Source organism: Amycolatopsis sp. NPDC051716 (assembly GCF_040681595.1).
GTDB lineage: Bacteria > Actinomycetota > Actinomycetes > Mycobacteriales > Pseudonocardiaceae > Amycolatopsis.
The window spans coordinates 1-20,592 of record NZ_JBFAZA010000034.1 but is presented as its reverse complement, the minus strand read 5'-3'; the positions used below and the strand labels follow the sequence as shown (position 1 = coordinate 20,592).

General features: G+C 71.8%; 16 protein-coding genes and 1 pseudogene. 11 read left to right on the top strand and 6 right to left on the bottom strand.

Translation table 11 applies throughout. From position 1 onward, the window contains the following. The first annotated feature begins 53 nt into the window (after positions 1-53). Positions 54-1,211: a mandelate racemase/muconate lactonizing enzyme family protein gene (locus AB0M30_RS35765; protein ID WP_103342008.1), complete on the top strand. Its 1,158-nt coding sequence runs from the start codon at positions 54-56 to the stop codon at positions 1,209-1,211. A 64-nt stretch (positions 1,212-1,275) separates the two neighbouring features. On the opposite strand, the pseudogene AB0M30_RS35760 reads toward AB0M30_RS35765, so the two are convergent. Beyond that, positions 1,276-1,499 (bottom strand): annotated as a pseudogene (locus tag AB0M30_RS35760) (IS481 family transposase); the annotation flags it as partial. Between the two features lie 255 nt (positions 1,500-1,754). On the opposite strand from AB0M30_RS35760, the gene fabG reads away from it, so the two are divergent. The 7 genes from fabG (at position 1,755) to AB0M30_RS35725 (ending at position 8,742) form a co-directional block, all read left to right on the top strand. Next, positions 1,755-2,516: a 3-oxoacyl-ACP reductase FabG gene (gene fabG, locus AB0M30_RS35755; RefSeq protein ID WP_364593313.1), complete on the top strand. Its 762-nt coding sequence runs from the start codon at positions 1,755-1,757 to the stop codon at positions 2,514-2,516. A gap of 4 nt (positions 2,517-2,520) precedes the next feature. Further along, entirely contained in the window at positions 2,521-2,973 is a 453-nt protein-coding gene (locus tag AB0M30_RS35750) for a MaoC family dehydratase (RefSeq protein WP_013225005.1), read from the top strand. 89 nt (positions 2,974-3,062) lie between these two features. Beyond that, positions 3,063-4,079 (top strand): phosphotransferase family protein, encoded by a 1,017-nt coding sequence (locus AB0M30_RS35745; RefSeq protein ID WP_364593311.1) that lies wholly within the window; start codon positions 3,063-3,065, stop codon positions 4,077-4,079. Beyond that, positions 4,080-5,303, top strand: a complete 1,224-nt coding sequence (locus AB0M30_RS35740) for an acyl-CoA dehydrogenase family protein (RefSeq protein ID WP_103337825.1) — start codon at positions 4,080-4,082, stop codon at positions 5,301-5,303. After that, positions 5,300-6,484 carry an acyl-CoA dehydrogenase family protein gene (locus AB0M30_RS35735; protein WP_364593308.1) on the top strand — a complete coding sequence of 395 codons (1,185 nt, stop codon included), beginning with the start codon at positions 5,300-5,302 and terminating at the stop codon, positions 6,482-6,484. The genes AB0M30_RS35740 and AB0M30_RS35735 overlap by 4 nt, the downstream gene beginning before the upstream one ends. After that, on the top strand, positions 6,481-7,575 hold the full coding sequence (locus AB0M30_RS35730; protein WP_364593305.1) for an acyl-CoA dehydrogenase family protein: 1,095 nt from the start codon (positions 6,481-6,483) through the stop codon (positions 7,573-7,575). The genes AB0M30_RS35735 and AB0M30_RS35730 overlap by 4 nt, the downstream gene beginning before the upstream one ends. Positions 7,576-7,863: 288 nt before the next feature. After that, positions 7,864-8,742 (top strand): alpha/beta hydrolase, encoded by an 879-nt coding sequence (locus tag AB0M30_RS35725; protein ID WP_364593302.1) that lies wholly within the window; start codon positions 7,864-7,866, stop codon positions 8,740-8,742. A gap of 179 nt (positions 8,743-8,921) precedes the next feature. Here the strand turns inward: AB0M30_RS35725 and AB0M30_RS35720 are convergent, their stop codons facing one another. Genes AB0M30_RS35720 through AB0M30_RS35705 form a run of 4 tightly spaced genes read right to left on the bottom strand, consistent with a single transcriptional unit; the run spans position 8,922 to position 14,643 of the window. Then, positions 8,922-11,360, bottom strand: coding sequence for a hypothetical protein (locus tag AB0M30_RS35720; protein ID WP_364593299.1), 2,439 nt, complete (start codon positions 11,358-11,360; stop codon positions 8,922-8,924). 8 nt (positions 11,361-11,368) lie between these two features. After that, on the bottom strand, positions 11,369-11,992 hold the full coding sequence (locus tag AB0M30_RS35715) for a TetR/AcrR family transcriptional regulator (RefSeq protein WP_103337831.1): 624 nt from the start codon (positions 11,990-11,992) through the stop codon (positions 11,369-11,371). A 13-nt stretch (positions 11,993-12,005) separates the two neighbouring features. Then, a complete protein-coding gene (locus tag AB0M30_RS35710) occupies positions 12,006-12,986 on the bottom strand; it encodes a phosphotriesterase-related protein (protein WP_364593296.1) in 981 nt (326 codons plus the stop codon). Positions 12,987-12,990: 4 nt separating this feature from the next. Continuing rightward, positions 12,991-14,643, bottom strand: a complete 1,653-nt coding sequence (locus AB0M30_RS35705) for an AMP-binding protein (protein WP_364593293.1) — start codon at positions 14,641-14,643, stop codon at positions 12,991-12,993. A gap of 357 nt (positions 14,644-15,000) precedes the next feature. On the opposite strand from AB0M30_RS35705, the gene AB0M30_RS35700 reads away from it, so the two are divergent. After that, positions 15,001-15,846, top strand: a complete 846-nt coding sequence (locus AB0M30_RS35700) for a hypothetical protein (protein ID WP_364593290.1) — start codon at positions 15,001-15,003, stop codon at positions 15,844-15,846. Between the two features lie 42 nt (positions 15,847-15,888). Here AB0M30_RS35700 and AB0M30_RS35695 read toward each other — a convergent pair whose 3' ends face one another. Beyond that, the gene (locus tag AB0M30_RS35695; protein WP_364593287.1) at positions 15,889-18,963 is read right to left on the bottom strand and encodes a glycoside hydrolase family 2 TIM barrel-domain containing protein; all 3,075 of its coding nucleotides are present in this window, start codon (positions 18,961-18,963) and stop codon (positions 15,889-15,891) included. A gap of 173 nt (positions 18,964-19,136) precedes the next feature. Between AB0M30_RS35695 and AB0M30_RS35690 the strand changes: the two genes are divergently transcribed. Continuing rightward, on the top strand, positions 19,137-19,916 hold the full coding sequence (locus tag AB0M30_RS35690; RefSeq protein WP_364593284.1) for an enoyl-CoA hydratase-related protein: 780 nt from the start codon (positions 19,137-19,139) through the stop codon (positions 19,914-19,916). A 30-nt stretch (positions 19,917-19,946) separates the two neighbouring features. Continuing rightward, positions 19,947-20,462 (top strand): dihydrofolate reductase family protein, encoded by a 516-nt coding sequence (locus AB0M30_RS35685; RefSeq protein WP_364593281.1) that lies wholly within the window; start codon positions 19,947-19,949, stop codon positions 20,460-20,462. Positions 20,463-20,592: the final 130 nt, after the last annotated feature.

Here is a 20,592-nt window from a genome sequence, read left to right as displayed (position 1 = left end):
AGTTGGACTTCGCGACAGTCCGTTTTTCGGCACTACCCGGCGGCGGGAGAGCAATGCGGATCGTGAACGTGACGACGGCGGTGGTGGCCTACCACGGTCAGGCCACCCTGGTGCGGATCGACACCGACGAGGGCCTCAGCGGGTTCGGCGAAGCCAATCCCGACGCCGGCGCGGGTGCCGTCGTCGGGATGATCCGGTCCTTGACGCCGCTCTTGATCGGCGAGGACCCGCGCAACGTCGAGCGGTGCTGGGAAAAACTGCGCCGCAGCAAGGTTTTCGCGGGCGCGCAGAGCGGGGTGTTCGTGATCGCCCTGTCCGGCATCGAGCTCGCGCTGTGGGACCTCGCGGGCAAGGCCGCCGGGCAGCCGGTCCACCGGCTGCTCGGCGGGAAGTTCCGCGACCGCATCCGCCTCTACGCCGACTGCGGCGACGGCGACGACCCGGCGGGCTCGGTCGCCGGGTGCGTCGACCGGGCCCAGCGGATGGTCGCCGAAGGCTTCACCGCCCTCAAGTTCGACATCGACGACCTGCACCACCCGGCCAAGTTCGACGCCTTCAACCACACGGTCAACGCCGCCGAACTGCGCTCGATGGTCGAGCGCGTGGCGGCGGTCCGGGACGCGATCGGCCCGGACGTCGACCTGGCCATCGACCTGCACGCCCGCTACGACGTGCCGAGCGCGTGCCGGATCTCCTGGGAGCTCGAGCCGTTCCGCCTGATGTGGCTCGAGGAGCCGCTGCCGGCGGAGAACGTCGACGCGCTGGTGCGCGTGCGCGAACAGACCCGCACCCCGATCTGCGCCGGAGAAAACCTTTACCTGCGGTGGGGGTTCCGCGAGCTGCTCGAACGCGGCGCCGTGGACGTCATCGAGCCGGACGTGCCCAAGTGCGGCGGGCTCGCGGAGGCCAAGAAGATCGCCAACCTCGCGGAGCTGCACTACATCCCGTTCGCCCCGCACCTGGTGTCGACGCCGCTGGGCACGATGGCCACGTCGCACCAGTGCGCGGCGATCCCCAACTTCTTCGTCCAGGAATGGCACGCCCTGGAGGAGCGCGCGGTGTGGGACAGCTACGTCCACGCCCCCGACGGAAGCGGCTCGATCGTCAAGGACGGCTACATCACGCTTCCGGACACGCCCGGCATCGGCGTGGAACTCGACCTGGACGGCGTCCGGGCCCACGCCGTCGCGGGCTACGGGGTGTTCGAGTAGCTGTGCTGTCCAGGGAGGTCGGTCAGCCGGGTGACCGGTGGCTTGCCGCCGGTTGAGCTGTGGGGTCGACGAGAACCGTGTGCACGAACCCGGTCCCGATCTTGGGGTTGTGGTAGGCGTTGCGGGCTTGCCCGGTATCAGCGAGCCGGGACGGTCGTGTTCGTAGCGGCGCAGCGGCTTGCCGGTGGCCCGGTCGATCCGGGAGAGCCGGTTGATCCGGCAGCGCACCAGCACCGCGTGCGCCGTGGATGCGAGCAGGCCGAGCCGATCGGCGATCTGGACCGGGCCACCTGTCAGCGGACAGGCCGTCACCGGGTCACCTCAACTCGGGACAACGTCCCTGAACATCACAAGTAGCGGAGCCGATCACCCCACCCGAACCGGTTCCCCCACCCGGAGCAGGCGGCTTCGCGCCGCCGGCCCGGCTAAGCTCCTGCGCGTGCCTACGTCACATCGGGATCTCCTCCCGCGTATCGCCAAGTGACCAACCGCTTAGTAGGCTCGCGGGCACGAGCCCGTTTCTCAACGACGAGGAGGTCCCCCGTGACCGATTCCCCTTCCCGCGTCGCCGTGGTCACCGGTGCCGGCCGCGGCATCGGCGCCGCCGTGGCCGCCCGGCTGGCCGATGACGGCTTCGCCGTCGGGCTGCTGGACCTGGACGAGGCCGGCGTCAAGCAGGGCGCCGAGGCGATCGTCGCCAAGGGCGGCAAGGCCGTCGGGGTCGCCCTCGACGTCAGCGACGCCGAGCAGGTCGAGTCGGCCGTCGCCCGCGTCGCCGACGAGCTCGGGCCGCCGGTCGTGCTGGTCAACAACGCCGGCATCACCCGGGACAACCTGATCTTCAAGATGACCGAGCAGGAGTGGGACTCCGTGCTCGACGTGCACCTCAAGGGCTCCTTCCTGATGACCCGCGCGGTGCAGAAGCACATGACCGAGCAGAAGTACGGCCGGATCGTCAACCTGTCGAGCACCTCGGCGCTGGGCAACCGCGGCCAGGTCAACTACGCCGCCGCCAAGGCCGGCATGCAGGGCTTCACCAAGACCCTCGCGATCGAGCTGGGCAAGTTCAACGTCACCGCCAACGCGATCGCACCGGGCTTCATCGCCACCGACATGACCGCGGCGACCGCCGAGCGGCTCGGCATGAGCTTCGAGGACTTCAAGGCGGCGGCCGCGTCGCAGATCCCGGTGCAGCGCGTCGGCACGCCCGAGGACATCGCCAACCTGGCGTCGTACCTGGTCAGCGAGGGCGCCGGGTTCGTCTCCGGCCAGGTCATCTACGTCGCCGGCGGACCGAAGGACTGAGCACATGCGCGTATTCGGCACCCTCGACGAGTTCGCCGCCGCAGCCGGCGAGCACCTCGGGTACAGCGAGTGGCTGACGATCACCCAGGAGCGCGTGAACCAGTTCGCCGACGCCACCGACGACCACCAGTGGATCCACGTCGACGAGCCGATGGCGGCCGCGGGCCCGTTCGGCGGCACCATCGCCCACGGCTTCCTGACGCTGTCGCTGCTGTCGGCGTTCGGCCCGAAGATCTACCGGGTCGACGGCATCAGGATGGGCATCAACTACGGCCTCAACAAGGTCCGCTTCCCGCAGCCGGTGAAGGTCGGCTCGAAGGTGCGCGCCGGGGCGGAGCTGGTGGAGATCACCGACATCCCGGGCGGCAAGCAGGCGGTGTCGAAGTGGACGGTCGAAATCGACGGCGAAGCGAAGCCCGCTTGCGTCGCCGAGTGGGTCACCCGGTTCCTGGCGTGACCACCCGGCCGGGGTGCTCCCCGGCCGGGCCACTGTACGACATACCGACCAGTCGGTATGCTCCCCGGAATGGAGTTTGAGGAGGCCGCATGAACCCGCCAGGACTCGACCTGGGCCGCCTGCGCGCCCACCTGGAGGCACACCGGCCCGGGATGGCCGCCGGCGAGCTGACCGCGGACGTCGTGGAGGGTGGCCGGTCGAACCTCACCTACGTGGTGGGCGACGGCCGGTCGCGCTGGGTGGTGCGCCGCCCGCCGCTCGGGCACGTGCTGCCCACCGCGCACGACATGAGCCGAGAGTTCCGGGTGATCTCCGGCCTGCGCGACACCGCCGTGCCGGTGCCCGAAGCGCTGCTGCTCTGCGAAGACCCCGACGTCCTCGGGGCACCCTTCTACATGATGAGCTTCGTCGAGGGCACGCCCTACCGGACCGCGGACCAGCTGAGCGAACTCGGCCCGGACCGCACCCGGGCGATGGCCGACGCGCTGGTCGGCACGCTCGTCGACCTGCACGCGGTGGACCCGGCCGCCGTCGGGCTGGGCGACTTCGGCCGCCCCGAGGGCTTCCTGGAACGGCAGCTGCGGCGGTGGAAGAAGCAGCTGGACGCCTCCCGCAGCCGCGACCTCCCGGGCGTCGACGAGCTGCACGACCGGCTCGCGGCGGCGGTGCCGGTGTCCGGGGAGCCGTCGATCATCCACGGCGACTACCGCCTCGACAACGTCCTGGTCGACGGCGACGACCGGATCTCGGCGGTGCTCGACTGGGAGATGTCGACGCTGGGCGACCCGCTGACCGACCTCGCGCTGCTGGTGGCCTACGCCGAGCGCGACAAGGTGTCGCTGCCGTTCGTGTCCAACGCCAGCTCGGCGCCGGGCTACCCGGGCACCGACGAGGTCGTCGCCCGCTACGCCGAGCTGTCCGGGCGGGACGTCTCGCAGCTGGACTGGTACGTCAGCTTCGCGTTCTTCAAGCTGGCCGTGATCCTGGAAGGCATCTACTACCGCTTCAGCAAGGGCCAGACGGTCGGGGCGGGTTTCGAAGGCGTCGGTGCCGGGGTCGCGCCGCTCATCGCGCACGGCAACGAGATTCTCAAAGAGGAGAAGTAAATGGACTTCGCGTTCGACGAGAAGACCGAGGAGCTGCGCGGGCGGCTCCTCGAGTTCATGGACTCGCACATCTACCCCGCCGAGCCGGTGTTCGAGCAGCAGCTCGCCGAACGCGACGACCCGTGGGCCATCCCGCCGGTCGTCGAGGAGCTCAAAGCCGAGGCCCGCAAGCGCGGCCTGTGGAACTTCTTCCTCCCCGGCGACCACGGCGCGGGCCTGACGAACCTGCAGTACGCGCCCCTGGCGGAGATCACCGGCCGCAGCATCCGGCTCGCGCCGACCGCGCTCAACTGCGCCGCGCCGGACACCGGGAACATGGAAGTGCTGACCATGTTCGGCAACGAGCAGCAGCAGAAGCAGTGGCTGGAACCGTTGCTGAACGGGGAAATCCGCTCGGCCTTCGCGATGACCGAGCCGGACGTCGCCTCCTCCGACGCCCGCAACATCGAGACGGCCATCCGGCGTGACGGCGACGAGTACGTCGTCAACGGCCGCAAGTGGTACATCTCCGGCGCGATGAACCCCGCGTGCAAGATCTTCATCGTGATGGGCAAGACCGATCCCGAAGCCGCGCCGCACAAGCAGCAGAGCATGATCCTGGTCCCCCGCGACACACCGGGCGTCACGGTCAAGCGCGGCATGCACGTCTTCGGCTACGACGACAGCGACCACGGCGGCCACGCCGAAGTGCTCTTCGAAGACGTCCGCGTGCCGGTCGAGAACCTCATCGCCGGCGAGGGCGACGGGTTCGCCATCGCCCAGGCCCGGCTCGGGCCGGGCCGCATCCACCACTGCATGCGCGCCATCGGCATGGCCGAGCGCGCGCTGGAGCTCATGTGCCGCCGCGCGATCTCGCGCGAGGCGTTCGGCAAGCCGATCGCCCAGCAGGGCGTGGTGCAGGACTGGATCGCCGAATCGCGCGTCAAGATCGAGCAGCAGCGGCTGCTGGTGCTCAAGACCGCGTGGCTGATGGACACCGTCGGCAACCAGGGCGCGCACACCGAGATCCAGGCCATCAAGATCTCCACCCCGATCACCGTCGAGTGGATCCTCGACAAGGCCGTGCAGGTGCACGGCGCGGGCGGGGTCAGCCAGGACTTCCCGCTGGCCGCGATGTGGGCCGGGAACCGCACGCTGCGCCTGGCCGACGGGCCGGACGAGGTCCACAAGCGCTCGCTGGCCCGGCGCGAACTGAAGAAGTACCTCTCGGAGGGCGCGAAGTGACTGTCACCGCCGAAGACCTGACCCGCCAGGCCACCGAATTCCTGGCGGCGCACGACCCCGCGTCCACCGACCGCATGGACTTCCTGCGGGCCCGGTTCGACGCCGGGCTCGCCTGGATCCACTTCCCCGCCGGGCTCGGCGGGCAGAACGCGCCGCGCGCACTGCAGTCCGCCGTGGACGAAGTGTTCACCGCGGCGGGCGCGCCGGACAACAACCCGCGCCGGATCGGCATCGGCCTCGGCATGGCCGCGCCCACCATCCTCGCCTTCGGCACGCCGGAGCAGCGCGAGCGCTTCCTGCGTCCACTGTGGACCGGCGAGGAGGTGTGGTGCCAGCTGTTCTCCGAGCCGGGCGCCGGCTCGGACCTCGCCGCGCTGGGCACCCGGGCGGTGCGTGACGGCGACGACTGGATCGTCACCGGCCAGAAGGTGTGGACGTCGGGCGCGCACGAGTCGCAGTGGGCGATCCTGGTCACCCGCACCGACCCGGACGTGCCGAAGCACCAGGGCATGACGTACTTCCTGTGCGACATGACCGCCCCCGGCGTCGAGGTGCGGCCGCTGCGCCAGATCACCGGCGAGGCCGAGTTCAACGAGGTGTTCCTGACCGAGGTCCGCATCCCGGACACCCAGCGCCTCGGCGCGGTCGGCGAGGGCTGGAAGGTCGCGCAGACGACGCTGATGAACGAGCGCGTCGCGATCGGCGGGTACGTCCAGCCGCGCGAAGGCGGCCTGATCGGGATCGTCGCGAAGACCTGGCGCGAGCGGCCCGAGCTGCGCACGCCGGAGCTGCGCGACCGCCTGGTCCGGCACTGGGTCGAGGCGGAAACGCTGCGGCTGGCCGGTACCCGGCTGCGCCAGCAGCTGACCGCGGGCGCGCCCGGGCCGGAGGGCTCGGCCATGAAGGTCGCGTTCTCGGAGCTGAACCAGGCGCTCACCGGCCTGGAGGTCGAACTGCTCGGCGAAGAGGGCCTGGCCTACGACGACTGGACGTTCCGGCGGCCGGCGATCGTCGACTTCACCGGCCGCGAAGCCGGCTACCGCTACCTGCGCGCGAAGGGGAACTCCATCGAGGGCGGCACCTCGGAGGTCCTGCGCAACATCATCGCCGAGCGCGTGCTGGGCCTGCCCTCGGAGCCGCGCGTCGACAAGGACGTCGCCTGGAAGGACCTCCCCCGATGACCGATTTGCTGTATTCCGAGGTCGAAGAGGACCTGCGCGCCTCGGTCCGCGACCTGCTCAAGGCCAAGGCCGGCGCCGAAGCCCTGCTCGCGCGCGTCGAGACGGCCGAGCCCTACGACCTGAAGCTGTGGCGCACGCTGGCCGACGAGGTGGGCGTGGCCGGGCTGGCGGTGCCGGAGGAACTGGGCGGCCACGGCGCCTCGGCCCGCGAAGTCGCCGTGGTGGCCGAAGAACTGGGCCGCAGTGTCGCGCCCGTGCCGTTCCTCGGCAGCGTCGTGCTGGCGACGACGGCGCTGGTGCACGCCGGCGCGCGTGACTTCGTCGGCCGGCTCGCGGCGGGCCAGGCGATCGGCGCGCTGGCGGTGCCGCTGTCGACGGCGCCGGGCGCGGGCTTCCCGTCGTCGGTGACGGCGGCCGCGGACGGCACTTTGCGCGGCCGCGTGGGCACGGTCGCCGACGCGTCGGTGGCGGACCTGCTGGTCGTCCCGGCCGCGGGCCCCGACGGGCCGGCGCTGTACGTGGTCGAGGCGTCGGCGGCGACGGTGTCGGAGCTGGTGTCGTTCGACCTGACGCGGCGCGTGGCCGACGTGGTCCTGGACAACGCCCCGGCCACGCTGGTCGCCTCGGGGCCGGAGGCCGCCGCGGCGCTGGAGCAGGCGCTGCTGTTCGGGGCGGGCATCCTCGCGTCGGAGCAGACGGGCGTCGCCGAGTGGGCGCTCACCGAGACGGTGACCTACCTCAAGGGCCGGTACCAGTTCGGCCGCCCGGTCGGCGGGTTCCAGTCCCTCAAGCACCGGCTGGCGAACCTGTACACGGACCTGGTCCTCGCCCGCGCGGCGGCCCGCAACGCCGCGGACGCGCTGGCCACGGGCACCGACGTGCCGATCGCGGTGGCGGTGGCCCAGGCCCGCAACGCCCCGATCGCCGTGCACGCGGCGGAGGAGGCGATCCAGCTGCACGGCGGCATCGGGATGACGTGGGAGCACCCGGCGCACCTGTACCTCAAGCGCGCCAAGGCCGACGAGCTCGCCCTCGGCACCCCGGGCCGGCACCGGGCCCGGCTGGCGGACCTGATCGACCTGCCCGCCTGAGTTTCCCGGAAGCGGCCCGTTCCCTGGGTGGGGACGGGCCGCTTCCGCGTTTCGCAGCCCATCCGGCCGTGCTGCGCCGCATCCCGGCACGGCGTCGCCGACCCGCGCCGGTGCACGCGAAGGACCTCCCGGGACCGGCCGAAATTCATGAAGAACCTTCAGTTTCCTGCCGAATTTTCGCTCATCTGAGCGAAAATTTGTGAGCCAGGCCACTTCACGGGTAAAAGGGTGACAAAAATGCCCTTCTTCCCATGGTTCTTGTCGTCGCCCGGATCTAACGTGTGCGCCATGGAAACAGCCGTCGCGCCGGCCGACGCCGGCGCGCTGGAACAATTGACCGTCGCCATCGGCGGTCACCGCCACAGCGCGCTCGCGGCCGGGCCCGCCTCGGGTGAGCTGGTCCTGCTGCTGCACGGCTGGCCCGAGTTCGCCGACTCCTGGACCGAGCAGCTCCACGCCCTCGGCGAGGCCGGCTACCGCGCGCTGGCCGTCGACCAGCGCGGTTACGCGGCGGGCGCGCGTCCCGAGGGGGTCGAGCACTACACGCTCGACCACCTGGTCGGCGACGCTCTCGCCTTCGCCGCCAGCCAGGGAGCGGACCGCTTCCACCTGATCGCCCGCGACTGGGGCGGCATGGTGGCCTGGGCCCTCGCCGCGGCCCACCCGGAGCGCCTCCGGTCCCTGACGGTGCTCTCGACGCCCCACCCGTCGGCCCTCCAGCGCGCGGTGGCCACCGACGACGGCCAGTTCCACGACCTCGGCTACATCCGCTTCTTCCGCCGCGCGGTCGGCAAAGCCGAGAATTTCCTCTTACGCGACGAAGCCGCCCAATTACGGGCTGTTTACAACCGCCGCATTCCGAAAGCAATCGTCGAAGGCACGGTGACGCGCCTTTCCGAACCGGGCGCCCTCACGGCGACGCTGAATTGGTACCGCGGGGCCACGAACGACGAGTTCGACATCCCGGCGGGCCGCATCAAGGTCCCGACGCTGTACCTGTGGGGCCGCGAGGACCCGTACCTGAGCCAGAGCGCGGCCGAGCAGACGGTCCACCACATCGACGCGGAGTACCGCTTCCAGATCATCGAGGGCGCCAGCCAGTGGATGGCGATGGAGGCCCCGGACGAGGTGAGCGCGCTGCTGCTGGACCACGTCCAGCGGCACTAGGCGCCGGTCCTCGAAGCAGGCGGCGTGACCTGCCTTGATTTCGCCACCGCCGGCCACTGTCGGTGGTGCCGACCGGCGGCAACGTCAACAGCTGCACGCAGGTCACCGCGGCCATGGCGGATGTCGAGTTTCGGGGGCCGGGGCCGGAGTGTCCCGCCAGTGATCCGGCTGTGGTCGAGCTAGGCGCCGGCCGGCTTGCGGACCAGCCCGGTGTAGCCGACGAGCGCGAGCGTGGCCAGCGCCCAGATCGCGGCCTGGACCACCCAGATCGCCACCGTGAACACCGCGCCGGAGCCGACGCCGGTGTTGAGGTCGCACCGCCCGCCCACGCCCGGGGACAGCGGCAGCCCGCGGTCCAGCCCGACGCCGATGAGCTCCACCGTCGTGCACGGCGTGCCCGCCGGCGCCTCGAAGGCCGCCACGCGCTCGGCGGCCCGATGGCTCCCGTCGGCCACGTGGCCGGCCCAGAACCCCAGTCCCCCGGCGGCGACCACGGCGAACAGCAGCGCGGCGGCCGCCCGCCGCGCCCGGTAGCCGTAGCCGGCGAAGAATCCCCACAGGCGGTGGAACCACCGCGCCGGCCACCCGCCGATCGCTTGGGGCGCCCGCCGCCGCAGGTCGCGCTGCTGGGCGATGAGCACCGCCCGGGCCGGGCCGTCGTGCCCGTGCGCGCGTTCCGCCGCGGCCAGCCGCTGGTACGGCCCGGGCCGGTAGCCCGCGGTGCGCGACCCGATCAGCGCCAGCCACTCCCGCCAGGTGACGTCTTCGAGCGAACCGAACCGGAACCCGTCGAGGAACACCAGGCCGGCCGAGCCGACCACTTCGGCCGGGAAGAAGACCGGACCCTCGACCACGGTGTCCTCCAGGCTCAGAAGCGTCCCGCCGTCGCGGTGGACGATCTCCGCGCCGGTGAAGGTCAGCCCGGCGCCGACGCGGACGCCCAGCAGCGCGACCGTGGCGTCGCCGCCGGAGCCGGTCGCCCGCAGCCCGCTCAGCGCCAGGCTCGCCCCGACCCGGCAGCGGTGGCCCAGCACCGCGGGCCCCCGGTCGTTGGTGACTTCGGCGCCGTCGAAGCTCACCCTGCCGTCGACCCGCGCCCCCACCAGGCTCACCGCGCCCACCTCCGACGAGCACGTCGCCCGCAGGCCGCTGAGCTCGAGGTCGTTGCCGACGCGGAGGTCGTCGGCGCTCAGCGCGGGACCCGACCCGTTCGCGCACACGAGCCCTTCGGCCAGCAGCTGCCTGCCGATTTCGGCGGCGTGGGCCCGGACCGCCCCGAGGTCGCCGGCGCCGGTGGCGTGCGTCCCCGCGAGGTACAGGTTGTCCTCGACGCGCAGCCCGTCGGCGTAGAGCGCCGGGCCGGTGTCACTGGTGATCCGGGCGTCCTCGATCGTCGCCTGGCCGCCGATCCGGGCGCCGAGCAGGCGGAGCGTGCCCACCTCGCCGGACCCGGTCGCCGTCACCCCGTCGAGGCGCAGGGAGCCGTCGACGCGGAGCCGGTCGGCGCTCAGTGCCGCGCCGGTGTCGTTGGCGAGCTCGGCGCGCTCGAGGTCGACGTGCCCGCCGACGTGCGCCCCGATCAGGCAGAGGGCACCGTACTCGCCCGAACCCGACGCCCGCGCGCCCTCACCGGAGAGGGTGTCGCCGACGCGGATGCCGTCGGCGCTCAGCGCGCGCCCGCCGTCGTTGACGAGCACGGCACCGTCGAAGGTGAACTGCCCGTCGACCCGCGCGCCGGTCAGGCTGATCGTGGCGGCCCCGGAGCCGGTGGCCGCGACCTCGCCGAGGCGCAGCTCCCCCGCGTGGAGCCGGTCGGCCTCCAACGCGGTCCCGCCGCCGCCCCGCAGCGTGCTCCCGGTCAGGTCGGCCTCCCCGAGCCGGGCGGCGGGCAGGCGGAGCTCCCCGGTCACCGTGGCCCCGGTCAGGAGCAGGCTGTCGCCGACGACCAGGCCGTCGGCGTTCAGCGCGGGCCCGGACTCGTTGGTGAGGACGGCGTGGGCGAAGTCGGCCTGGTCGTCGACGCGCGCGCCGAGCAGCCGGACCGCACCCAGCTCACCCGCCCCGGTCGCCCGCAGGCCGGCGGCCCGCAGCGCACCGCTCCGCAGGCCGTCGAAGTAGAGCGCGGGCCCGTCCGCGCCGGTGAACTCCGCGCCGGAGAGCCGGGTCCGGCCGCTGATCCGGGCGTCGAGCAGGCAGAGCGCGCCGTACTCCCCGGAGCCGGACATCCGGGTGCCCGTCAGGCGCAGGTCGTCCACCCGCAGGCCCTCGGCGTCCAGCGCGCACCCGGAGCCGCCGGTCAGCTCGCTGCCGGACAGGTCCAGCCACGGCAGCCGGGCGTGCTGGGCGCTCATCGGTTCGGCCAGCACGCAGTCCACCAGCGCGAGCCCGGCGACGGCCTCGACGTCGTCGAGGTCGAGCTCCCCGGTGATCCGGGTTCGTTCCACCCGCACCCCCCGGGGGTCCACCGGGCCCCGGAGGCCGAGCAGCAGTTCCCGCAGCACGAGCGCCCGCACCGGGGCACCGGCCGCGAACGAACGGCCGTGCCGGGCGGCGTCGAGCAGCTGCCGCTCCGGTCCGGTCAGGTCGTCGACGACGGGGAGCGGCGGGTACTCGGTCACCCCGTGAACTAACCAGGTGGCCGCAGGGCGTCGAGCAGCAGGTCCGCGTAGTGGTCGCCGATCTGGCGGGCCGTCAGCGAGCCGCTCCGGCGGTACCACGACCCCAGGTGGTGCACGGACCCGAAGAAGAAGTCCACCACCACGTCGGCCGGCTTGTCCGTGCGGAACTCGCCGGAAGCCTGGCCCTCCTCGACCAGCCCGCGGAACCGCTCGTGGTACTTGCGCCGCTCGGCCCGCACCGCCTTCTGCTTGTCCGGGGACAGCTGGTGCATCGACTGCAGGAAGATCGTGTTGTCGTCGAGGTTGTCGATGCTCGACACCACGACGTCGGACGCCGCCGCCGCCAGCCGCTCCCGCAGCGGCGCGCCCGACGAGGCCACGCTCTCCAGCTGGCGGGTCTGCTCGCGCAGGACGCGCGCGTAGATCTCGTAGAGCAGGTCGTCCTTCGAGCCGAAGTAGTGGTACATCGCGCCCTTGGTGACGCCCGCCGCCTCGACGATCTCCTGGACGGACGTGCGGTCGAAACCCTTCTTGGCGAACAGCTTCGTGGCGTGCTCCAGCAGCCGCCGGGGCACGGCGGCCTGGTCGTCGCCGGTGGCCTCGCCCGGCTTGCGGGTGCTTGCTCGGGTCACCGCGAACCCCCTCTCAGGACGCACCAGGATAACGCCACGACAGGAACCGCCGCGGGTTGTCCACGAGCATCGTCGTGATGTCCGCTTCGGACACCCCGCGGTCCCGCAGCGCCGGCAGCACGTCCCGGGTGATGTGCAGGTAGTGCCAGTTCGGCGCGATCGCGGGCAGCTGCGCGGCGGGCAGCCAGTCGATGTAGCACGACGCGTCGTGCGAGAGCACCATGCTGCCCGCGTAGCCGCGTTCGCACAGCGCCGCGACGGTGTCGACCCGCTCCTCGAACGGCAGCAGCAGGTCCAGGCCGAACCGGTCCATCCCGAGCAGCGAGCCGGAGTCGGCGAGCTCGGTGAGGTACCCCAGGTCGGTCGAATCGCCCGAGTGCCCGATGAGCACCTTGGTGAGGTCGACGCCTTCCGCTGCGAAGATCGCCTGCTGCTCCAGCCCCCGCCGCGTTCCCGCGTGCGTGTGGGTCATGATCGGCGCGCCCGTCTCGGCGTGCGCCTTCGCCACCGCGCGCAGCACGCGTTCGACGCCGGGCGTCACGCCCGGCTCGTCGGTCGCGCATTTGAGCAGGCCCGCCTTGACGCCGGTGCCCGCGATGCCGTCGCGGAGGTCCCCGATAAACATCCCGACCAGCGGGTCTTCGCCCTGCAGCAGCGTGCCGGGCCCGCGGAAGTGCAGGTAGTGCGGCACGTCGTTGTAGGTGTAGAGCCCGGTGGCCACGACGATGTTGACGTCGACCTCGGCCGCGACCCGCTGCACGCGCGGGATGTAGCGGCCCAGCCCGATCACCGTCGGGTCGACGATCGTGTCGATCCCGGCTTCCTTCAGCTCCTTCAGGCGCCGGATCGCCTCGGGGACGTGCTCGTCCTCTCGGAACCCTTCGTGCTCTGGGTAGTTCTCGGCGAATTCGGGGCTCAGCACGAAGAGGTGCTCGTGCATCAGCACCCGGCCCAGCGCTTCGGGCGCGATCGCGCCGCGGGCGGTCTCGATCACCGCGCTACCCCCGGGCCCGCAGCTCGCGGCGCAGGATCTTGCCGCTCGTGGTCTTCGGCAGCTCGTCGAGGACTTCGATGGTGCGCGGGTACTTGAAGGCGGCGAGCCGTTCCTTGCACCAGGCGACCAGCTCCGCGGGATCGGCGGTCGCCCCGGGCGCCGGGCTGACGTACGCCTTGACCGTCTCGCCGCGGTAGGCGTCGGCGATCCCGACGACGGCGGCCTCGCGGACCGCCGGGTGCGTGTACAGGACGTCTTCGACCTCGCGGGGCCAGACCTTGAACCCGGACGCGTTGATCATGTCCTTCTTGCGGTCGACGACGTAGACCCAGCCACGCTCGTCCATGAACCCGATGTCGCCGGTGAGCAGCCGGCCGCCGGGCAGCGCCTCGGCGGTGGCGTCCGGGCGGTTCCAGTAGCCGGAGACGACCATCGGGCCCTCGACGGCGATCTCGCCCGCCTGCCCGGGCGGCAGCTCCTCGCCGTTCTCGCCGAGGATCCGGACGATCGTGTCCGGCACCGGCAGGCCGATCGAGATCGTGCCCGACTCCGGGTCGATCGGCGCCTCGAGGGTGCCGGGGACGACGACGCAGCCCGCCGTGGTTTCGGTGAGGCCGTAGCCGTTGTGGATGTAGTGCCCGGTCTTCGCCCGGAAGGCCTCGACGACGGCGGGCGGCAGCGCGGCGCCGCCGGAGTACAGCAGCGCGAACGAAGCGAAGTGCTCCCGGCTGAACGACGGGTGCGCCATCAGCGCCATGTAGGCCGTGGACGGCCCGACCGTGTACGAGGGCTGGTGCTCGAGGAACGCGTCGAGCACGACCCCCGGCTCGAAGCGGTAGGCCAGGGCCAGGGTGCCTTCGATGTCGATCGCGGAGCCGACCTCGCAGACCATGCCGGTGATGTGGAACAGCGGCGCGAGCCCGAACAGCGTCGAGCCGGCGGCCAGGCCGCTGAACGAGCCGAGGGCCGCAGCGTTGGTGCCGACGTTGCCGTGGGTGTTGGTGGCGCCCTTCGGCGTGCCGCTGGTGCCGGAGGTGTAGCTGATCAACGCGGTGTCGTCGAGGGCGAAGGCGGGCTCCGGGGGTTTCGGGCCCGGCGTGGCCGCGGCGTCGAGGAGCTCGGCCGCACCCGGCGTCTCCTCCCGTTCGACCTTGGCCAGGACGCGCTCGTCGTCGCGGGTCTGGAACTCGAGTTCGCTGGTGGTGAGCGCGATGCCGACCCCGTTCGTGGCCGCCGTCTCGCCGATGTAGGCGTTCCAGCCGCGCTGCGAGCAGACGACCGCCTTGACGCCGGCGTCGGTGAACACGTGCGTGAGCTCGCGGTCGCGGTACATCGGGTTGACCGGCACGACGATCCCGCCGGCCTTCCACGCGCCGAGCAGGGCGATGACGAACTGCGGGATGTTCTGCAGCACCAGGGCGAGCCGGTCGCCGCGGGCGAAGCCGTGGGCCGCCAGGTACCGCGCGACACCGTCGGAGAGCTCGTCGACCTCGCGGTAGGTCAGCCGCGCGTCGAAGTACGCGATCGCCGCCCGGTCCGGAACGTGGTCCACGGCCCGGCGGAACGACTCGGGCAACGTCGTCGGCTTCGCCGGCCCCGCGGCCCGCGCGCGTTCGTCGTAGCTCGCGAGCCAGGGCTTCGCGTCGTACCAGCTCATGCAGTGGCCTCCTTTGGACACCGACCGGTCGGTATGTCGAAGCTAGGAGGACACGGTGGCCCGCGTCAAGCCCGCGCGCGCACGCCGAAATTGCGTACGACAATTCCGGTACGCCGCTGAATCACTCAAAGCAATGCAGCCAGATGCCGCCGTCACAGGGGTACACGTGCCCCGGTTCGAAATGGTTCACATCTTCTTTTTCGTGTCGATCACACTGGACAAACCCCTGGTGGAGAAGCCACCATGGGCGTCGGCGACCAGATAGGTCCGCCCCATCAAAGAACCCCGCCGTATCCCCCGAACACGGCGGAGTACCCATATGTTCACGCTAACTCACGCACGAAAACGGAGTCATTCATGCCTGCTTCCGGTGGACGACACCGCCTGTCCCGGCGGACGAAGATCGCGACCGGGGTCTTCGCCCTCGCGATCGCGGGTGGAGCGCTGGCGGTCGCCACGACCTTCGGCCAGCCCGGCGCCGCCAACGCCGCCTCGGGCGGCCAGGCCGCCGTCGGCCAGATCAGCTGCCCCGACGTGGCGAGCAAGCTCCCGGCCATCCCCGCGCAAGCCCAGGCCGAGGTGCAACGCAACCTGGACCTGCTGAACACCCAGATCGCCGAAGCCAACAACCGCTTGCAGACGACCGTCGGCCAGGGCGGTCCCAACTTCGTCCAGAACGCCATCCTCGGCCCGCTGGCGGACAAGCGGAAGTCGACGATCGACCGCATCGCCATCTCGATCGGGCGCCGGGCCGAGAAGCCGCAGGGCCTCGACGGGCTGGCCACGTGCGCGGTCGGCGGGCAGTCGGGCACGGGCGCCGGTGCCGGCGCGCCGGCTCCCGCACCGGCCCAGGGCACGGGCAACGGCGGCCAGAGCGGGAACACGGGCAACAGCGGCAACACCGGCAACGCCGGGGTCGGCAAGATCTCCTGCCCCGACGTGGCGGGCAAGCTCCCGGCCATCCCCGCCCAGGCCCAGGCGGAGGTGCAGCGCAACCTCGAGCTGCTGAACACCCAGATCTCCGAAGCGAACAACCGCCTGCAGACGACCGTCGGCCAGGGCGGCCCGAACTTCGTGCAGAACGCCATCCTCGGCCCGCTCGAGGACAAGCGCGTGGCGACGATCAACCGGATCGCCACCGCCATCGGCCGCAACGCGGCCAAGCCGCAGGGTCTCGACGCGCTCGCGCCCTGTAGCCGGTGACCACCGGGTCCGGCGGGGGGTGCGCCCCGCCGGACCCGCGCCTCACCGGGCCAGCAGCGCGCTGATCCGCAGGAAGCCCCGGGCGGTCATCGTCACCCGCACTTCCGTGGTGACGACCGGATCGAATGCGAACGACGTCGGGTCGTTCGAACCGGTCCCCCACGTGATCCGCAGGTTCCGCACCGGCTCGAAACCCCGCGCGGTGCGGCAGGAGACTTCGACGGCGACCGGCAGCGCCAGGTTCGCGTCCACGACGAAGTTCGCCGTGACGGCACTGATCCGCTGGGCCGACGGCCAGGCCAGGGACACCCAGTCCGCCGCCCGCGGCCGGCTCACCGCCTTCAGCGTCGACGTCGCCGGTTTGACGTAGTAGTTGGACCAGCCGGTGGCCGGGTTCCCGTCCAGCATCGCGGCCGGCAGCGTGTCCGGGGCGCCCGAATAGCTCGCGTCCGCCGTCGAGGCGGCCGGGACCACCGGAGTTTCGACAGCGCGCGCTCCCGGGCCGTTGCGCTGGCCGAGAGACGAGCCAGGCAACGTGAGCTTCCCCGGGGTCAGTCCCGGAGCGCTCGCCGTGACGGTGATCGGCCCGCGCCCGCCGGTCGCCGCGACGACGGCGACCGCCAGCCCCTTGAACGCCGGGATCGCCGGCTGCTGGTAGCTCTGGGCGAGTTCCTGCCGTCCGTTGTCGACGCCGGCGACCCGGCCGGGACCGGCGACGGTGAAGCGCAGCAGCGGCCCGTCGCCGGGCACGACGACCCCGCGGGCGTCCACGACCGACGCCGTCACGAACGTCATCGCCCCGGCCACCACCTCGCCACCGGGCGCGTCCACGCGCAGCTCGACCGCGCGCGGCGGCCCGGCCGTGACGAGTTCGTCGCGCGCCACCTCGCGGCCGCCGGCCCGGGCGATCGCGGTCAGCGTGCCCGGCTCGAAGGGCACGATCCAGGTCAGGTGCAGCTTGCCGGTGCTGCCGTTCGGGCTGGTGTAGCTGCCGGAGGGATCGTTCTTGTCGTCACCGGCCGGCTCGCTCGTCTCCAGGTACGTCCGGCCGTCCACTGTGGTCTTGCGGTCGAACTTCTTGACACCGAGCGACTTCCCGTTCAGCACCAGCTCGACGGTGTCCACAGTGGAGTAGACCCAGACCGCGACGGGCTCGCCGGGGCGGTGGTTCGTCCAGTCCATCGGGGTCAGGTGGACCATCGGCGCGGTGGTCCACTGGCTGCGAAAGAGGTGGAAGGCGTCCTTGGGCAGGCCGGCGCTGTCGATCGCGCCGAAGAAGGACGTCTTGACGGGGAAGACGTCGTACGGCGTCGGCTCGCCGAGGTAGTCCTGCCCCGACCAGAGGAACTGGCCCTGGCAGAACTTCCGGTCGCGATCCTTCTTCAGCGAGTACTCGCCGCTGAAGGTCCACGAAGCCAGGTTGTTGTCGTAGGAGGACGTCGCCCGCTTGCCCGGCGTGTGGTTCTCGCCGGTGTTGAGCAGGTCCGGGTCCTGGTAGACCCCGCGGGTGGAGGTCTCCGACGACGACTCGGACTCGAAGAAGAACTTGTCCGGGTACTGCTTGTGCAGCCCGTCGATGGACTGGGCGGTGTTGTAGTTGACGCCGAGGCCGTCGAGCTGCTTGAGGATGAGGTCCTGCGGTGAGCCCGGCGCGGGCACGCCGCGGTAGCGGTCGGACCCCATGACGATCGGCCGGGTGGTGTCGATCGAGCGGACCACGGCGATCAGGTCCGCCGCGATCTGCGGGCCGCCCGCCATCGACGCGTCCGGCACCTCGTTGCCGATCGACCACAGCACGACCGCGGGCGAGTTCTTGGCCGCGTGAACCATTTCGGCGATGTCGCGCCCGCTCCACTCGTCGAAGTCGCGGTGGTAGTCGTAGTCGAGCTTGCCGGTCCGCCAGCAGTCGAACGCCTCGACCATCATGATGATCCCGAGCCGCTCGCAGACCGTCACCAGCTGCGGGTCCGGCGGGTTGTGCGCGGTCCGCAGCGCGTTCGCGCCCATCGCGAGCATCAGCCGCATCTGGTGCTCCAGCGCGGCCGGGTCGATCACCGCGCCCAGCGCGCCCTGGCTGGCGTGCAGGTTGACCCCGCGCAGCTTCATCGGCCTGCCGTTGAGCGAAAAGCCGTGGTCCGGGTGGAATTCGGTGTAGCGGAACCCGAAGTCCGCGGTGGTCGTGTCGAGCACGCGCCCGGCGACGACGACGTCGGTGCGCAGCCGGTACAGCCGGGGGGCGCCGATCGACCACAGCTGGGGCCGCTCGACACGCAACCCGGTCGTCGCCGTCGCCGTCCCGCCACCGGGTACCGCCACGGTCGTCGAGCCGGTCGCCACCACGCGGCCCGCCGGATCGGTGACGGTCGTGCGCACCTGCGCGGTGACCGCGGCGCCGGAGTCGTTGACCACGTCGGTGGCCACCCGCACGGTGCCCCGGCCGGCGGCGATGTCGGGGGTGGTGACGAACGTGCCGTGCCGGGCGACGTGCACCGGCTCGGTCACCACCAGGCGGACGCGCCGGTAGATCCCGCTGCCGGAGTACCAGCGGCTGCTGGGCAGCGGGTTCGTCGCGCGCACGGCGAGGACGTTCGGCGTCCGCCCGTCGGTGTGCAGCCGGCCGGTGAGGTCGAAGGCGAACCCGGTGTAGGCGTACGGGTGGTGGCCGAGCAGCTCGCCGTTCAGGTACACGTGGGGGTCCGAATAGACGCCGTCGAACTCCACCGAGACGCGCTTGCCGGCGAGCGTCGGCGGCAGCGTGAACGTCTTGCGGTACCAGCCCAGGCCACCGCGGAAGAAGCCGGAACCGCTGCTGGTGCCCTGGCCGGTCGGCGGGAGCTCGATGCTCCAGTCGTGCGGGACGTCGACGACCTGCCACGCCGAGTCGTCGAAGCCGGGCTTCGGGGCGTCGGCGAAGCGGCCACCGGGATCGGTGACGCCGTCCGGGTTGGCCAGCGCGAACCGCCAGCCGGTCGTGAAATCGCTTTCTCGGGTCCGGTCCGGCGGCGTGAGCGCGTCGGCGGCCCGGGCGACCGGCGCGACGGCCGACACGGCGACGGCGGCACCGGCCCCGCCCAGCACGACCCGTCTGCGGAGACCACTCGGTTCTACTTCCGGCATCGGGTGAGTCCCTTCCAGCGCGGCGTCGTGCGGGCGGAAAGCACTATGGCACAGAGGTTTCCGCACAATCAAAGGGTTCGATAATTTCGAACTCGGCGGCCGCTCGACGATCCGGCGCGTGACTTCTCGCCAAGCGACCGCTTAGTATGGTGGTCGACCCCGAGGAGGCGGCGATGTCCATTGTGGATGGCGTGCGGTACGAGGCGGACGGCGCGGTCGCGACGTGCACCTTCGACAAACCGGACCGCAGCAACGCGATGGACGTGCCGATGCAGGCCCGCTACGGCGCCGTGCTGCGGCAGGCCGCCGCCGACCCGGCGGTCCGCGCGGTCGTCGTCACGGGGGCGGGCCGCGCCTTCTGCCCCGGCGCGGACCTGGAGCTGCTCGGCACGATCGCCACCCGTCCCCCGGTCGAGGACAACTTCCGGGACGTGCTGGCGGCGGCGTCGGTCGGCGTCCCGGTGGTCGCCGGGGTCAACGGCGGCTGCGCCGGACTGGGGTTCGTCATCGCCTGCTCGGCGGACGTCCGGTTCGCGGCCGCCGGCGCGAAGTTCACCACCGCGTTCGCCCGGCGCGGCCTGATCGCCGAGTACGGCATCGCGAAGCTGCTCCCGGAGCTCGTCGGCCAGGGCCGCGCCCGCGACCTGCCGCTGTCCGGGCGGACGTTCACCGCGGAACAGGCGCTCGAGTACGGCCTGGTCCAGGAGGTGGTCCCGCCCGGCGAGCTGGCGGCGCGCGCACACGCGTACGCGACCGAGCTGGCGACGTACAGCGCACCGCGATCGATGGCGGTGATGAAGGCGCAATTCGCGCGGGAGGCGCTGCTGCCGCTGGCCGAGGCGGCCCGCTCGGCCACCGAGCTGATGATCGAGTCGTTCGGCCGTCCCGAGCTCGCGGAGGGGCTGGCCAGCTGGAACGAGCGCCGTCCGCCCCGGTTCCCCTCCCACCGATGAGTTTCCCCGGCCCCGGTCGTCAGTACCGGCATGGCCAAGTTGCTCTACGCGTTCAGCTGCTCGATCGACGGTTTCATCGCCGGCCCGGGCGGCGACATGTCCTGGTTGACCCCACACCTGCACCCCGACCCGGAGGTCGACGCCCTGATCCCCCGCATCGGAGCCCTGCTGGTGGGCCGCCGCACCTACGACGGCGACGACCCCCACCGCGGCGGCCCGGGCGAAGGCCAGGCGTTCGGCGGCGGCTGGGAGGGGCCGCAGTTCGTCCTGACCCACCGGGCCGCCGCTCCGGCTCCCGGAGTGACGTTCGCCGGCGACCTGGCCTCGGCGGTTTCCGCGGCCAAGGCGGCGGCCGGCGAGAAGTACGTCAACGTCCTCGGCGCCGAGGTGGCCCGGCAGTGTCTCGAGGCCGGAGTGCTCGACGAGGTCCTCGCGCTGCCCGTCCCGGTGTTCCTCGGCGACGGAGTCCGGATGTTCGACCGTCCCGGCGGCGGCACGGTCGAACTGGAACGCCTGCGCCCGAACTGGTACCGGGTGATCCGCTAGTGTCGCGCGTCGCAAGTTGGTTGACGTCCGGGAAGAGCGCCCCAATGTGGCCTTCGGTGCGTTGAACGCACCGAAGGCCGCCTTGGGTGCGTTCAACGCAACCAAGGCCACATTGGGGCGCTCGGGGACC